The 14139-nt window shown below is 65.8% G+C and carries 13 protein-coding genes; 6 read left to right on the top strand and 7 right to left on the bottom strand.

Features of this window, described 5'->3' with window-relative positions; all coding sequences use genetic code 11:
* Nucleotides 1–251: 251 nt before the first annotated feature.
* From KME79_RS40240 to KME79_RS40225, 4 genes are all read right to left on the bottom strand, one after another.
* Complete coding sequence (locus KME79_RS40240; RefSeq protein WP_219551150.1) at nt 252–1382, bottom strand: NADAR family protein; 1131 nt, start codon at nt 1380–1382, stop codon at nt 252–254.
* A 55-nt stretch (nt 1383–1437) separates the two neighbouring features.
* Complete coding sequence (locus tag KME79_RS40235; RefSeq protein ID WP_219551148.1) at nt 1438–1722, bottom strand: DUF7710 domain-containing protein; 285 nt, start codon at nt 1720–1722, stop codon at nt 1438–1440.
* A 351-nt stretch (nt 1723–2073) separates the two neighbouring features.
* Nucleotides 2074–2826, bottom strand: coding sequence for a hypothetical protein (locus tag KME79_RS40230; protein ID WP_219551146.1), 753 nt, complete (start codon nt 2824–2826; stop codon nt 2074–2076).
* Complete coding sequence (locus KME79_RS40225) at nt 2819–3406, bottom strand: RNA polymerase sigma factor (protein ID WP_219551144.1); 588 nt, start codon at nt 3404–3406, stop codon at nt 2819–2821. Before KME79_RS40225 ends, KME79_RS40230 begins: the two co-directional genes overlap by 8 nt.
* A gap of 1220 nt (nt 3407–4626) precedes the next feature.
* On the opposite strand from KME79_RS40225, the gene KME79_RS40220 reads away from it, so the two are divergent.
* Entirely contained in the window at nt 4627–5421 is a 795-nt protein-coding gene (locus KME79_RS40220; protein ID WP_219551142.1) for a hypothetical protein, read from the top strand.
* A 589-nt stretch (nt 5422–6010) separates the two neighbouring features.
* Here KME79_RS40220 and KME79_RS40215 read toward each other — a convergent pair.
* Nucleotides 6011–6601 (bottom strand): hypothetical protein, encoded by a 591-nt coding sequence (locus KME79_RS40215; protein WP_219551140.1) that lies wholly within the window; start codon nt 6599–6601, stop codon nt 6011–6013.
* Complete coding sequence (locus KME79_RS40210) at nt 6598–7149, bottom strand: RNA polymerase sigma factor (protein ID WP_308249225.1); 552 nt, start codon at nt 7147–7149, stop codon at nt 6598–6600. The genes KME79_RS40215 and KME79_RS40210 overlap by 4 nt, the downstream gene beginning before the upstream one ends.
* Before the next feature lie 358 nt (nt 7150–7507).
* On the opposite strand from KME79_RS40210, the gene KME79_RS40205 reads away from it, so the two are divergent.
* From KME79_RS40205 to KME79_RS40185, 5 genes are all read left to right on the top strand, one after another.
* On the top strand, nt 7508–7771 hold the full coding sequence (locus KME79_RS40205; RefSeq protein ID WP_219551138.1) for a tyrosine-type recombinase/integrase: 264 nt from the start codon (nt 7508–7510) through the stop codon (nt 7769–7771).
* A 1101-nt stretch (nt 7772–8872) separates the two neighbouring features.
* Complete coding sequence (locus tag KME79_RS40200; RefSeq protein WP_219551136.1) at nt 8873–9424, top strand: hypothetical protein; 552 nt, start codon at nt 8873–8875, stop codon at nt 9422–9424.
* 354 nt (nt 9425–9778) lie between these two features.
* Nucleotides 9779–10552, top strand: a complete 774-nt coding sequence (locus KME79_RS40195; protein ID WP_219551134.1) for a CAP domain-containing protein — start codon at nt 9779–9781, stop codon at nt 10550–10552.
* Between the two features lie 15 nt (nt 10553–10567).
* Nucleotides 10568–11335 carry a hypothetical protein gene (locus tag KME79_RS40190; RefSeq protein ID WP_219551132.1) on the top strand — a complete coding sequence of 256 codons (768 nt, stop codon included), beginning with the start codon at nt 10568–10570 and terminating at the stop codon, nt 11333–11335.
* A 75-nt stretch (nt 11336–11410) separates the two neighbouring features.
* Nucleotides 11411–12564, top strand: a protein-coding gene (locus KME79_RS40185) for an IS3 family transposase (protein ID WP_219551157.1) whose coding sequence is annotated in 2 segments (ribosomal slippage) — nt 11411–11624 and nt 11624–12564 — 1155 coding nt in all. Because the reading frame shifts where the segments join, the coding sequence is not laid out codon by codon here.
* A 458-nt stretch (nt 12565–13022) separates the two neighbouring features.
* Here the strand turns inward: KME79_RS40185 and KME79_RS40180 are convergent.
* Complete coding sequence (locus KME79_RS40180; RefSeq protein WP_219551130.1) at nt 13023–14105, bottom strand: hypothetical protein; 1083 nt, start codon at nt 14103–14105, stop codon at nt 13023–13025.
* Between the last annotated feature and the right edge of the window lie 34 nt (nt 14106–14139).

Raw genomic sequence — 14139 nt, 5'->3', positions numbered from 1 at the left:
GAAAGGGTGTCGTCCCTCTCACCTGACCGTCCACCTGGACTTTACGTGTCCGTCTACCTGGAGATTTCATGGCCGCCAGCCTGGATCAGGCTGGCCGCCCACCTGGAGAAATTCCTGACCGTCCACACCGCGGATGTGGCGCCCAGGGACTGGCGACACACGGCGGCGTGGGAGCCGAAGTCGGCGATCGTCACGGCCTCAGCTCATCACCGAGTACCGATTAAGAATCTTGCTGAGCCCTATTCGCAGACTCAGCCATCCGTCGCGAGCCCAAGTCGTTCGGCATGGAGTTCAGCTCTGACCAGTTCCAGCAGGCGGCCCATCCAGTTACGGCCCCGCTCCCCTGCCTCGTGCCAATAGTCCGACCCTGTGCCGGTGTAGTGGATGCGGGCGGTCCCCGTGCCGACCAAGATCTCAGCAAGGGCCGGATACTGAGTGAACTTGGCGCGCAGCAATCGCAGCATGACGGCTGCCCGGACGGTCGCCCAACCTTCGACGCGGCCGGTCTCCTTGGCGAGGGTTTCAGCGTCGTAAGGGCGCTCGGCCATCATGATCTGCTCGCGCGCCGCCTGGTCCGTCGTGGACAGGGCCCAATAGGCATGGGTGACCGTCGGATAGGAAACACTCCCGACCTCGATGTCGGCCGGGTACTCGTTGCGCAGGACCAGGATGCCCGGATCTTCCGGCCACCCGTGCGGGAAGACGGTCTGGTACAGGGTGATCGCGCCTGCTTCTACGGGCTCGGGGTCATCAGGCGGAGCAGGCCGCGGAGTCTTCCGATAACTGAGAACCTCCTCGAAGTAGCGAATCGCCTCTGCCCGGTCGTCTTCGGTCACCACCTCGGGGTCGTATGGCTGCCACTGCACCGGCAGAGGCTCACCGAGTTCAGTGATCAAGACCCGAAGCGGGACGTCTTTGCGGTCCATGTCCCCCAGAACATAGATTCGATCGATCTCCGGAATGGCTTGGTACGCCTGCCGCAGCGCACGCCGATCCTCCTCGGACCTGGTGTCCATGTACTTCTCGATCGCCAGCCAGCACCGCCGGGAGGAGTCCGGGCGCCCGTTGAGCTGCTCGATCGCATCGGCTACCTGGCCCAACAGGTCGTCCGCCGTCACGGACATCGACGGCTCCGCCAGCTTCCAGGACGCAAGTTGATGAGCGGACGCCCACTGCCCTGGCTTCAGCGACGTCGCGACCCAGCCGGTCTCCAAATGCCGTCGCAGCCCATCCAGATCCGTCAGGCCCCAGGCGTCGATTGCGCCATCGGCATAGATCACCAGATCGGTCAGGAAGTATCGGCCGGCGTTGCGGATGAACACCGGCCGTGACACGCCCTCGACCCGTTCCCCATCAACTTCCCGAAACGTTCGTCGCGGCATGGCGAACAGCCTAGGCCTTCGTGATCAACGCGACTTCCGTCTCGTCGTGCTGCCTTCAGTCCTGATCCCCATCGGTGTAGTGGAAGTGCTCCTGATGCGCAGTCGTGAAGCGTCCCATGAACGAGGGGGTCTGCTGATGAGCGGCGCGCGGCCGGAAGTGGTCGTGCTCAATCGCCCAGTCGTAGACACCCGTGTCGAGGGGGTACTCCGTGAGCATCCCCGTCATCTTGGCGGCCTTGATCCAGGACTCTGCACGATCCCGCGTCCGGAACACACCGGAGGGCCACTGAGCGTCCTCGCCCAGAAACACCCACACTGTCGTGGGGCCGGAATCACTCACTGTGGAGACACCTCATCCCTGAGCACTGCAGGGCCGGAGGGAAACGGACCTGATGGATGAACCGTAGTCACTCACTTAGTCACCCAGCAACGCAAAGGCCGCTTCCAAAACTCTGGAAGCGGCCTCTGACCTGGGTGGGGTGTTCACGAGTAGGCATGACCTGCGGTAGAGGCGGGGCCTGGAAGATCGCTTCCCGGAAAGCTAATGATCGTTTCCCGGCCGGCCTGACCGATGGGGCGGACTCAGTGCGGCTTGAGTCTTGGCCGGGTCGTCCGCCCCAAGGCCGTACCCGTCGGAAACACTCCCCGCGCCGACGGGTTTCCGCCCGGACTCTACGGCGCGGGGTGCGGATCAACTGCCGGGCGGTGGTGTGGCGTCGCCGAAGTCGTTGGCCGAGGGATCCGCCACGACCTTGCACGGCTCGATGGGCCCGGTTGTCAGCCGCCCGCTGAACTGCCAGGCAACCCCGGGACGCTCTACCGTGGGCGTGACCGGGTTTTCCATAACCTCGATCATCGCGATCTGGCCCGGCTGGATGTGGCGGGGGTAGATGGTGATGCCATCTTGCGGGCGAATCGCCTGGTAAGAGATCGACTTTTGCAGTCTCTCCCGAAGCCTGGCCTGCGCGGCGGCATCACTGCTGGACAACTCCTCCTTGGTCGCGCCGAAGTGGTCACCCTTGAGGAAGGGTGCCCGGTTGTTTCCGCAGCGCTTGCCGAGAGGCAGGTAGGTGATGTCAGCCGGCACACCCCAATCGGCCAGTTCCTTCTCGAGGTGCTCGGGGTTCCGGAAGTCGTAGATCTTGAGGTTGATCGATCCGTCCTGGTTCTTCGTCAGGGCGTAGGCCGGCTTGGCGGAACCGAGCAAGGAAGGCACGGCCACGCCCGCCGCGACGGCCGCCGCCACAGCGGCGCCCATCGCGAGCCGCCGCCCGCTCAGGAGCGGCCGTTCCAGCCGAGTGTGCTGGCCGAACGGAAGCAGCCTCCTCCAGCGCTGATCGCGCGGTGCCGCGGTCGCCTCCTGAGCGAGCCGGAGTCGTTGCCGAGCCAGGGAGTGGGGCGGCTCATGCTCCAGTTCCTTGATAAGCGTCTTCAATTCATCCATGATCGTGCTCCTCCAACGGGTTGACCCCACCCAGGGTGTGGCGGACCTTGCGCCGGGCCCGATTGAGCCGTGACTTGACCGTGCCGACCGGGATGCCGAGCGCGCGGGCCGCTTCCTCGTACGTCATGTCGCTCCAGGCGACGAGGAGCAGGACGTCCCGGTCGCCTCGCGACAGCAGCGCGAGCGCGTTAAGCAGGACCGTCCGCGACCCTTGAGCGGTCAGATCACGAGTGATCGCCTCTTCTGGTCCCTCAACGGGCTGGGCCGGGCTCTGCCGCTCCAGCGCACGGTAGCGGCTGACCTCGGTCCGGCGGTGGCCGGTGATGAGCTTGGTCGCGATGCCCAGCAGCCAGGGTCGGGCATCGCGGTAGGAGATGTCGTACGCGTCGCGCCTACGAAATGCGATCAGGAACGTCTCTCCGACGAGGTCCTCGGCGAGTTCTGGGCCGAGGCGGAAGGAGATGTACCTGTAAAGCGTTGCGGCGTAGCGGTCGAACAGGGCGGCGAACTTCTCCGGATCATCGAGGGAACTTGTGATGATCTCGGAGTCCACCACCAGTGGTGACGTGTCGGTCACCATAGATGATCTATTCTCAGCACTGGACCCCCTTCGAGATGTCATCTGTGTCTTGCCACAGGAGCCTTGAGTGTTCACGGGCATCTGCCGCTGGTTGATCGTCGGCGCCGTTGCTGAGGTCCTGAAGGGATCTTGCAGTCTTTGGGATCAGCAGCGCCATGACGCCTGGCGGCACAAAGCACAAAGCACATAGTGAGTGGTTGTCGAGCCATCCGGCGGGTCTGTAGTCACAGGGAGAGCTGTGCTCGGTGGTGGAAGGACCGATTGCAGAGGTGTCTCTTCACGCGAGCCGCAAAGCCACCTACAGTTACGGCTTGCAGGCATCATGTGACTCTTTGCAATCGCAGATTCTCTGCGGGTTACGCACGGCACCGGTACGTGGAGGTCGGGCATAACGTTGGGCGAAGCATCGCTGCTGGAGCGGCTTGCCGCGGACGAGGAGTCCGTCCGCGGGCAGCTTGCGTCGTTGCGTGAGCAGGTGGCAGCCCTGGAAGAGCGGCTGAGCGACCTGGCCACCGCCCGGAGGATAGTCGCGCCGATGCTGGCCGGCCATTCTGGGCCTGAGCAAGCGCCTTCTGGCGGCGCGCCTGGAGGTCCGGCGCACATCTCGCCGGAGAAGGCCGCGCCGGCGCCGAAAGCGGTCGCCGGGCTCGACAAGCAGGTTGTTGTGATCATGGCGAGTTCCGGGCGGACGATGCGTGCCAAGGAAGTGGCTCAAGCGCTGGGCGAGCCCGACGTGCGGGGGCGGGTGGAGACCACCCGAGCACGGCTCAAGCGGCTGACGGCGCTGGGCCAAAGGCCGGGGCTACCTCCGCCATTTCCGCGGCGACGTCGGCATCGACACCACCGCCGCCCCCGTCTTCGCCCGCCCACCCCGAGCGCGCCGCTCCACCGGGGAACTGATCGCCTCCACCGAGATCACCGCGGGCTGGCACCACTCGGCCGGCAACGGCCCACCCGAGTACGGCTACAGCGCCACTCTCACCGTCGCCGCCCGCACCCGCACAGCACTCGGCTCCTTCCCGCAACTGGCGCTCGGCCTGGTCCTCGACACCCCGCACAAACGCATCGGCGCCAACGCCATCACCACCCTCAAACCCCTGGCCACGCTCGGCTTTCCCACCGGCTTCGCCGTCGCCGACCGCGCCTACACCGACCAGCAACCTGGCCACTTCGCTCGGCCAGCACGCGAACTCGGCTACCGACTCGCCCTCGATTACAAAGTGGATCAGCGAGGAGTGCAGGGCAGCGTCCACGACAGCCCGCTCATCGACGGCTCCCCGGCCTGCCCGCTGATGCCCGACAGGCTCGCGCAGGCCACCACCGGCCTGGACGACGCCGCCATCCGCACACCATCGCAACACCTCACCGCGTTGATCGCCGCGCGAGAGCCGTACTTGCTGCGCCTCAAACAGAGCGCGAACGCAGACGGCACCGTCCGCTACCAGTGCCCAGCGGCAGGCACCTCCCCATCGGTCACCTGCCCCCGCTTCGACCGCCTGCACCAGCGCGGACCCAGCCGACCCACCGCGGTCGACCTGACCGATGCCCGGCAGCGAGCCGCCCACTCCGCGGCCAAACCCCGCGTCCTGCCGCCACAGCCTGATCTGAAGGCCGACCAACTGCCGAAAATCTGCAGCCAGCACACCATCACCATCCGCAAGGACGATCTCGGCCACCTCGACAAGTTCCGCCAGGACCTGGCCTACCTGAGTCCCGCATGGATCGGGACCTACAAGGTCGTCCGCGCCAACACCGAAGGCATCAACGGCAGACTCAAAGGACACGACCTCGACCTCGGCGATCCCAAGAACCGGCTCGCCCACGGCCGCGTCGCCCAGACCATCCTGGTCGCGCTGCTCGTCACCGTCGCCAACGACCACTTCCTCGACCAATGGCGCCACATCCACCAGCCCCAAGACGAGCCCGTCACACTCGCCGACACGCCGCAGACTCCAGCCCAGCCCTTCGACGGCATACCACCCGCAGGCCAGAGCAGGCCACCACCCGCCCCATAAGCCGCAAAACCCGCCACCTTGTCGCAGCGCCCCGCTCACCGTCGGCTTCGCCATGCCCAACGGCCGGATCTCGCCCCTCCACCAGCGGCTTGACACCACCCGGGCCTTCCCAGACGCCGACTCCGCAGGCCCCGAACCAGGACGAATCCAGTTCGGAAACTCCTGAAACGACAAGATCCCGCCTGATCACGATGATCAGGCGGGATCCCGTCAACTTCAGTCCAGCCGTTTCAAGAACGGCCCCTGGTGGGGTGTTCACGAGTGTGGCTGGCCTGCGATAAGACAGGCTTGTCAAGATCGCTTCCCATCACGACGGTGATCGCCTCCCGGACGGCTCATACGGTGAATGTCCACCCAGCACCTAGCGATCTTCGGTCGCACTGCTTCCCCAGGGAAGACTTCACGCGTGTGGCAGAGGAGGGGTACCCGCCTCGCCTGGCCGCGACCACAGCCGGGGGACGATCCTCGTACCCGCGCGCGGCCCGGTCCGCTCGCAGACCGGGCCACTGTCGCCGCCTCTGGGCAAGCCCGCGCCCTGGGGGCGTGGTGCCGGACCGGACGGTAGCGCGGGCGTCGCCGTATCGGAGGGCTAGCTTCCCGCAGGCGGCCGTCCTGATGTGTCGCTGCCGTCATCGTTCCACGGTGGGTCGTCGATGACGACGCACGGGCCGACATCGCCGGGGACCAAGAGCGTGGCGAGCTTCCAGAACACCTTTCCGGTTACGGGGGGCTCCTTCTCATCGTCCTGTTTGCCGGCAAACTCCAACACCAATGTCTTGTCCTTGCCGATGAGCTGAGGCTTGATATCCAGCCCGCCCTCCCGCATGGTGACGAGCCCGTCCGGAGCCAGGACGCTCCGTCCTCTGTTCTTCTGGCACTGCTTGCCGGACTCGAGGTACGTGATGTCCACTCTGACGCCCGCCGCCTTCAGATCCTGCTCCAGCCGGTCGGCGTCCTTGAACTCACGGATCTCGACCCCCACCGTGCCGTCCGCCTTCTTGCTCACCGCGTACGCCGAGCTCTCCGTGCCGGTCATCAGCGGTACGGCGATGGCCGCCGCGGCAGCGAGGCCGGCCACCGCCGCTCCCAAGGACACGCGGCGAACAGTACGGCGACGGCGTTCGTCCCGCGCGGCGAATTCGACTTTCAGATCCATCAGCAACTGCTCCTCGAAACTCATGTGCCGTTTCCTTCCATGACGAAGGGCACTTCCTTGAGCGTCCGGCGCGCGCGATGCAGCCGCACCATGGCGGTCCCCGACCGGATGCCGAGGGAACTCGCGGCTTCGGTAACTGTCAGTTGGTCGAGGACGACCAGCTCCAGCACGGCGCGTTCCCCCTCAGGCAAGTCGGCCATGGCCTGGAAAGCCCGCCGAGCGGGCTGCTCCGCGTCGATCCGCTCCTCCAGCCGGGCGATGTCGTCGCCGCCCAGTGGCCGCCGCCTGCTTACGCGGTCGGTCAGCTGGGACTCCCGCAACGCCCGGCGCCGCTCGGCCGAGAGCGTGTTGCGTGCTACGCCATACAGCCACGCGACCTCGCTGCCCCGTCTCGGCCGGTAGGTGTGAGCGGACTCCATCACCGCCAGAAACACATCCGCTACCAGGTCCGCGACCGCATGGGGGTCATCGACCCGGCGGGCCAGGAATCGCGTGACTTCCTCGACGTGCCGCCGGTAGAAGGCCTCGAACGCCACGGTGTCTGTGGCGAACTCCACCTGTTTACGACGCACCGGCCATGCTCCCTTCGTCGATCTACACCCATACTTGGTATGAAGCGACCAAAGGCTTACAAGCCGACGTCATCGACGTGTGAACCGCATGAGCGGTGGCTAGTCCTGGCTGAGGCAGCGCTGCGTGCCGGAACGCGAACACGCTCTCGGCCGGTATCAACTCCCGCCTTTCGACTGTTCCACCGTTGACGATGCGTGGCCTGAAAGATCTTTACGCCCCGCAGTGACTGCCAGTGTTTGCCGTTTACAGTGTGGAGTTGTTGGGCTGCATGGCGTGAATGCGGCAGGCGGGTACGGCTGCTCCTCTTGGGGGAGGCGATGGTGACAACCTGGTGTTCTGCACGAGCGTCGGCACCCCATGGACGCCTCGAACGTGCGACGGGCGTTCCGAAAGATCACGAAAGACGCGGGGATCGGAACGACCTGGAGTCCCCGAGAACTACGTCACTCGTTCGTCTCCATCATGAGTGACCAAGGCGTACCCATCGAGACCATCGCCGATCTCGTCGGGCACGCGGGCACCAGCGTCACGGAAGCGGTCTACCGGCACCAGCTACGGCCGGTGATCAGCAAAGGTGCCCACACGATGAACACCATCTTCGGCGATAGCCGACACGGGTAGAGAGTCCGAGTGAGATGGCTCCCCGATTGGCTCCCATCGACTTCCAGACATGAGAAAAGGGCCTCCGGATTACTCCGAAGACCCTTCTCACCTGCATCTTCCTGGTGGGGTGTTCACGAGTGTGCGTGACGTGCGGTCGAGGCCGAGGTCTGTAGATCGCTTCCCAGGTTATGGGTGATCGTTTCCCAGCTGGCCTGCTCAGTGTCCTCAGGTCTCACGAGAGTCTGACAGAGAGGGGGAGAGGATGCCGGGTTGGTTCGCTTACGTCGCGCTGAGATGGCGAAAGCCCTCGCCGAAGCGCAGCGAGGTACTTCGCGGGCTGTTCGGGACGCCGAAAGTCAGGGGATTCTGCCTGGGGGTTAGCTCCAGGGAACGCAGGTGACGTAGATGGTTCCGTTGGCTGAACCGGTAGTCATGATTTCCCAGCCTCTTGGTTCTTTGGACACTCCAAAGACGGGGAGACTCTGGTAGACCTGGCCTGTGCCGTTGTTGACCTTGTAGCCGCCACCGGTCGCGTACTGGCCGGGGTCGCACATGATGCCGCCGGAGCCGCCCGTAAAGGGAGCCTCCTTGACTTGCGCTCCTCTTACCCCTCCGGGATCACCCTTCTCGCCCTTGGGACCCTGCGGTCCTTGCGGCCCCCGTTCACCTTGCGGGCCGGTCTCCCCCGTGTCCCCCTTGGGGCCTTGCGGGCCGGTCTCGCCCGCCTCGCCTTGAGGCCCGGCGGGGCCGGTGTCGCCCTTGGGCCCCTGCTGGCCCTGCGGTCCAGCAGGGCCTGCTGAGCCCTCCGGCCCGGCCGGTCCTTCGGCTCCCCACTGGACGGGGACCTCGGTGAGGAGGCATTCTATCCCCGGGTCGACGATGCGAGCGACGCGGGTGATCTTGCTGACGCAGGCGTGAACCTGAGGCGTGGTGGATGAGGCCGTGGCCATACCTCCTACTGGTAACAGCGCTGCTGTCAGCGCACCCACTGACGCGAGTGTGGCCAGGCGCCCGCCTTTCCCGACACTCATGGCGGATTCCCCTTCCTTGGAACGATCTCTGCTGCTGGCACCGGCCCCTGGCGGGACGGCCGATGTCTCCTTTTGATCATGCGGTTGGATGGCCGTCAAGATCGCGGTCTGTGGCCGTTCCACTCCAGCGGCCAAGTGTCACCCCGAGGTGTTCACGAGTGGGGTTGGCCTGGGGCGCGAGAGGGGCCAGGAAGATCACTTCCTGTATCGAACCCAATCGCTTCCCGCTCGGCTCATATTGGAGCAGGGTAATCACCGGCTACCGGCCGCAAACCCCCAGCCGGAATGGGACCTTGTCGCCGGGCACGTGCGGATGCTGGTCGCCGCTAGCGCCGACCGATCTCCCTACCGGGTGCAACGGCTGCTCACCGCGACCACCCGCCTGGCCGTGTGGTGTTACCGATCCGGCCTGCCGGATGACCCAGAAGTGTGGCTGCGGCACGAGATGATCGACGCGTTCGTCCTGACCGGCTGCACCGATCTGGCCCCGAGTTCGGCACAGACCTACCGCAGCTGGCTGCGGCACATGCGCGCCATTACAACAACGAGCATCGTCATTCAGGCATCGCGATACACACTCCCGCGTCCGTGCACGACGAAACCGCCGTCAAGATCCGCTCCCAGCGGATCGTCACGTTGAACGCGGCCTTCCTGGCCCGCCCCGAGCGGTTCCGCGGCTGGCGCCCCTACCCGCCGTCGCTGCCTGCCAGAGTGTGGATCAATAGGCCACCTACGACCCTCCAGAGCGACGCTTCACCTCAAACCACACAAGTAGCCTGATGTCTCATTCGGTTTGACAGGCACCGTCCCGCGTGCAGGTTGATCATTTCCCAGTGCCGTCGGGTGGACTTGCACGTTCAAAGGTGGGTTTAGCCACACTCACACGGTGACGCACTGACCTTTTATATCCACTTTCTGTAGCGAGCGTCTGTATCGCGCAGATGGAATCATCCATAGAGTCGCCAGGGAGGCACTTTCACAGGGAGGGACCGCCATGCGCAATACCTCGTACCTTCGAACAGCCGCCATCGCCGCAGCCAGCTCCCTAGCGTTGAGCGTTCCAGCGGCTTGGTCTTCAGCGCAGACACCGGCATCAGAAGCTGCGTATCTGGCAAAAGCTGAACAGCAATGCCCGAACGAGAACCGCGTCCTTGAACCCATGGTGGATACGCCCCTGGGGCGCGCCAAGTATCGAAGGCAGCAGTCGGAGATTGAGGTAGCAATCTTGTGTCTGGTCAGAACTGAGCGCGCCCGCTTGGGCGCAGAGATGCACTGGCTTATGCCGCGGGTAGACCTAGACAGAACGCTTGGTAAAGCTGGTGTACGAGTCAAGCCAGGCATTGGCGCTGCCGCGACCCGCCATGTCAAGGATGCGATCAACCTGCGCTGGTGGGGGAAAGTCACTCCAAGTAAGAACTGCATTCCCGTTGAGGACAAACCGGAGAACTGCAACCCGCATATTAATCCGCGGACCGGATCGACCCCACAGAAGCGTGTGGAACAGCTCACGAACCTGCCCAGCCACTGCGCCGCCAGGGGCCTCAGATGGCAGGCCTACGAGAACACCTACGTGGGATGGGGTGCACAGTCGGTGACGCCTAGGGCGGCATTCGACTGGTGGCGCAACAGCTTCCCCCACTATAAAAACATGATGTCAGCGGGCCCCAAGATGTCCGTTGCTGTGGCTTATGGGAGCGCTGATCCTGACGCTGGCTCCATCACACCAGCCGTGTCGTACGTCCAGGTGTTCGGCGGGTGTACCCGCTGATGCCGGAGCCCGTACATGCCTAACCTGAAGATCGTTTCCCGGCGCGAGCATGATCGTTTCCCGGTGTGGGGAGTAGGCTCGATCTCGTTCGTGACCTGTACGCGCGGGGTCGATGACGTAACGGCGCTCATCAGCGCGCGAGAGCCGTACTTGCTGCGCCTCAAGCAGAGCCCGAACACCGACGGCACCGTTCGCTTCCAGTGCCCGGCAGCAGGCACCTCCCCATCGCTGACCTGCCCTCGCTTCGACCGCCTCCACCAGCGCGGACCCAACCGGCCCACCGCGGTCGACCTCACCGACACCCGGCAACGAGCCGCCCACCCCGCGGCCAAGCCTCGCGTTCTTCCCCCACAGCCCGACCACAAGACCGGCGAACTGCCGAGGATCTGCCACCAGCGCACCATCACCCTGAACAAGGACGACCTCGGCCACCTCGACAAGTTCCGCCAGGATATGCCCTACCTCAGCCCCTCGTGGCGAGGGACGTACTTCGCTGCCAGGGCAATGACGGAGGGATTGAACGGCCGCCTCAAAGGCCACGAACTCGACCTGGCTGATCCGAAGAACCGGCTCGCTCACGGTCGCGTCGCCCAGACCATCCTGGTCGCGCTGCTCGTCACCGTCGCCAACGACCACTTCCTCGACGCCTGGGGCCACATCCATGAGCCCCAAGACGAGCCCGTCACGCTCGCCGACACCCCGCAGACTCCAGCCGGGACCTTCGACGGCACGCCACCCGCAGGCCAGAGCAGGTGGAGTTGGCCCGTTTTGGTGGACACCTGATCTCTGGGGAACCCTGGTTCCCGGAAGAAGGAGTCTGCTGTGCCGAACAACTATCCGCCGGAGTTTCGCCGGCAGATGGTGGAGCTGGTGCGCGCGGGACGGACGCCGGAGGAACTGGCCAAGGAGTTCCAGCCCTCCGCGCAGTCGATCCGTACCCGGGTGCGCCAGGCCGACCTGGATGACGGCCGCCGCCAAGACGGCCTGACCAGCGCCGAGAAGGACGAGCTGGCCCGGCTGCGACGCGAGGTGAAGACTCTCCGCGAGGAGAAGGAGATCTTGCGTAAGGCCGCGGTTTTCTTCGCGCGGGAGACGGATCTGCCGAGATGAGGTTCCGGCTGATTCATGCGGAGAAGGACCACCACGAGGTCTCCCTGCTGGCCCGGGTGCTGGGTGTGTCGCGCCAGGGCTACTACGCCTGGGCGGCCCGGCGGCGATGCGGCCCGTCAGCACGAGCCCGCCGCGACGCCGAACTGACCGAGCGGATCCGAGCGCATCACCAGGCTTCCGATGAGATCTACGGGGCGCCGCGCATCCACGCCGACCTGCGCGAGCTCGACAGGGTCCGGGTGAGCCGCAAACGGGTAGCCCGGCTGATGCGCGCCGCCGGGCTGGCCGGGGTGAGCAGGCGCAAGGGCGCTCGCACCACCATCGCCGATCCGCGCGGCGCAGCCGCTTCCGACCTGGTCCGGCGCAACTTCTCCGCCGAGGAGCCGAACCGGGTCTGGACGGCCGACATCACGTATGTGCCGACGTGGCAGGGCTTCGTCTATCTGGCGGTGGTGCTGGATGTGTTCTCCTGCCGGATCGTGGGCTGGGCGATGGCCGAGCACATGCGCACCGAACTGGTGACCGACGCGCTGGCGATGGCGCTGCACCAGCGCGGCCCCGAGGCAGGAGTGATTCACCACAGCGACAAGGGCAGCCAATACACTTCTATCGCCTTCGGCCAGCGCTGCGAACAAGCTGGCGTCCGCCCGTCGACGGGTCGTACCGGGACCTGCTTCGACAATGCGATCACCGAAAGCTTCTTCGCCTCGCTGGAGTGCGAACTGATCGACCGGCGCACCTTCCGCACCAGATCAGAAGCCGAACGGGCCCTGTTCAGCTATATCGAAGGGTTCTACAACCCGCGCCGCCGCCACTCCGCCAACGGCCAGCTCAGCCCCGCTGAATACGAACGCCGACACGCCCTCAAAAACGCCCAAGACCTCGACTACGCTGCCGCGTAGTCACAAGCCCTGATGTGTCTACCGAACCGGGGCAACTCCACAGGCCACCCCCCGCCCCATAAGCCGCAAAATCCACCACCTGGCCGCAGCGCCCAGCCCACCGTCGGCTTCGCCATGCCCAACGGCCGGATCTCGGTCCTCCACCAGCGGCCTGACACCACCCGGGCCTTCCCGGACACCTGCTCCGCGGCCCCCAAACCGGGACGAACCCGATTCGGAAACCCCTGAAACGACGAGATCCCGCCCGATCGCGATGATCAGACGGGATCCCGTCAACTTCAGTCCGGCCGTCTCATGAACGGCCCCTGGTGGGCTGTTCACGAGTACGTGTGACCTGCGCTAAAGGGGGGCGGTTCTAGATCGCTTCCCAAAGCTCGACTGATCGTTTCCCACCTCCATCGACGGCCGAGGCCAGTCCGGGGGGAGGCAAGCGGCATCCTCGCCTCGTAGTCGACCTATCACATCCCGCCCGAGCGGTTACCGGCGGTGCGCGCCGAGGTCCGCCGGGCCCTGGCAGCGCGATCACCTTCTGCTGGGGCCTCACGTCGGCGACCAGCGCCGACATCCACCGCATTTGCGTCGTCCTTGCGGCGCAGATGGTAGGAGACGGTGGCGGTGGCCAGTGCGGCACCCCAGATCGGCCAGAAGCACTCCGGCAGCCAGGCACCCCATTCGGACAGGGCGAACCGGCCTGCGATCGTCCAGCGGATGTACGTCAGTCCGGCCACGGCAATGATGATCGCGACGAACCCGGCAGGGATGACCGCCAGCAGGGGCGGTACCCGCCTGCCGCGCAGGCCGGGAATCCAACGGGGGAAGATCTCCCCCCATCGCTGAGTGAGCCCGAGGGTGAGCACGCCGCCGAACGCGCCGAAGGTCGCCAGGTAGGCACCCGCCAGCCACAGGCCGTCCTCGCCTTCGGCCAGGAACTCCGGGCTCACTCCGAGCGGGATGCCGAACGCCCACGCCCACCGGGTGGCGCAGTACACCAGAGGCACCACGACGGCCACGTACACGGCTGTGCGGCCCCGCTGCGGGGTGAACCAACGCGTGCGGGCCTGGCTACGGCCGTACGCCAGCGCCGTGGCGGCCAGCAGCAGTCCGCCCAGCACGCAGAGAAGCTGGTTCAGGACGGGCCATGGCCAGGCATCGGCGAAGGTGGCGCCGCCCAGGCTCCAGCCGAAGAGCGGTGCCACCAGCAGCAGCGGCGTGTAGGCGACGCCCATCATCAGCCGCGAGTCGGGAACCACCAGGACCAGGCTCACGGCGATCGGCCACGCCAGGAACAACGGAGCACGACGATCGCTCCTGCGGGTGAGCGCCAGCGCCGTCGCCGCGGTGAGCAGGCCGAAGGCGGCAATCCACCAACCGAAGCGCGGCGTCGTCCCGGCCAGGATGGACAGCGCCCCGTCCGGGTCGGGATCGGAGGCACCCCAGGGGAAGCCTGGCAGGCCGAGCGCCCACGCCGACCCGAGAGCACCATAGGCCAGCGCCCACAGTGCCGCCGCGTAGCCGCGCCAGACAGAAGTGATGGTTCTCATGTGATCAGCGTCGCCGGGCGGCAGACCTGCGGAC

It is taken from the genome of Nonomuraea harbinensis (assembly GCF_019396385.1).
Taxonomy (GTDB): domain Bacteria; phylum Actinomycetota; class Actinomycetes; order Streptosporangiales; family Streptosporangiaceae; genus Nonomuraea; species Nonomuraea ferruginea.
This window is presented reverse-complemented; position numbering and strand designations above follow the sequence as displayed.

Coding starts and splice junctions, on each gene's coding strand:
- KME79_RS40240 (WP_219551150.1), bottom strand. CDS start 1,382: ATGCCGCGACGAACGTTTCGGGAAGTTGATGGGGAACGGGTCGAGGGC.
- KME79_RS40230 (WP_219551146.1), bottom strand. CDS start 2,826: ATGGATGAATTGAAGACGCTTATCAAGGAACTGGAGCATGAGCCGCCC.
- KME79_RS40225 (WP_219551144.1), bottom strand. CDS start 3,406: ATGGTGACCGACACGTCACCACTGGTGGTGGACTCCGAGATCATCACA.
- KME79_RS40215 (WP_219551140.1), bottom strand. CDS start 6,601: ATGAGTTTCGAGGAGCAGTTGCTGATGGATCTGAAAGTCGAATTCGCC.
- KME79_RS40205 (WP_219551138.1), top strand. CDS start 7,508: ATGGACGCCTCGAACGTGCGACGGGCGTTCCGAAAGATCACGAAAGAC.
- KME79_RS40200 (WP_219551136.1), top strand. CDS start 8,873: ATGGCCGTCAAGATCGCGGTCTGTGGCCGTTCCACTCCAGCGGCCAAG.
- KME79_RS40195 (WP_219551134.1), top strand. CDS start 9,779: ATGCGCAATACCTCGTACCTTCGAACAGCCGCCATCGCCGCAGCCAGC.
- KME79_RS40190 (WP_219551132.1), top strand. CDS start 10,568: ATGCCTAACCTGAAGATCGTTTCCCGGCGCGAGCATGATCGTTTCCCG.
- KME79_RS40180 (WP_219551130.1), bottom strand. CDS start 14,105: ATGAGAACCATCACTTCTGTCTGGCGCGGCTACGCGGCGGCACTGTGG.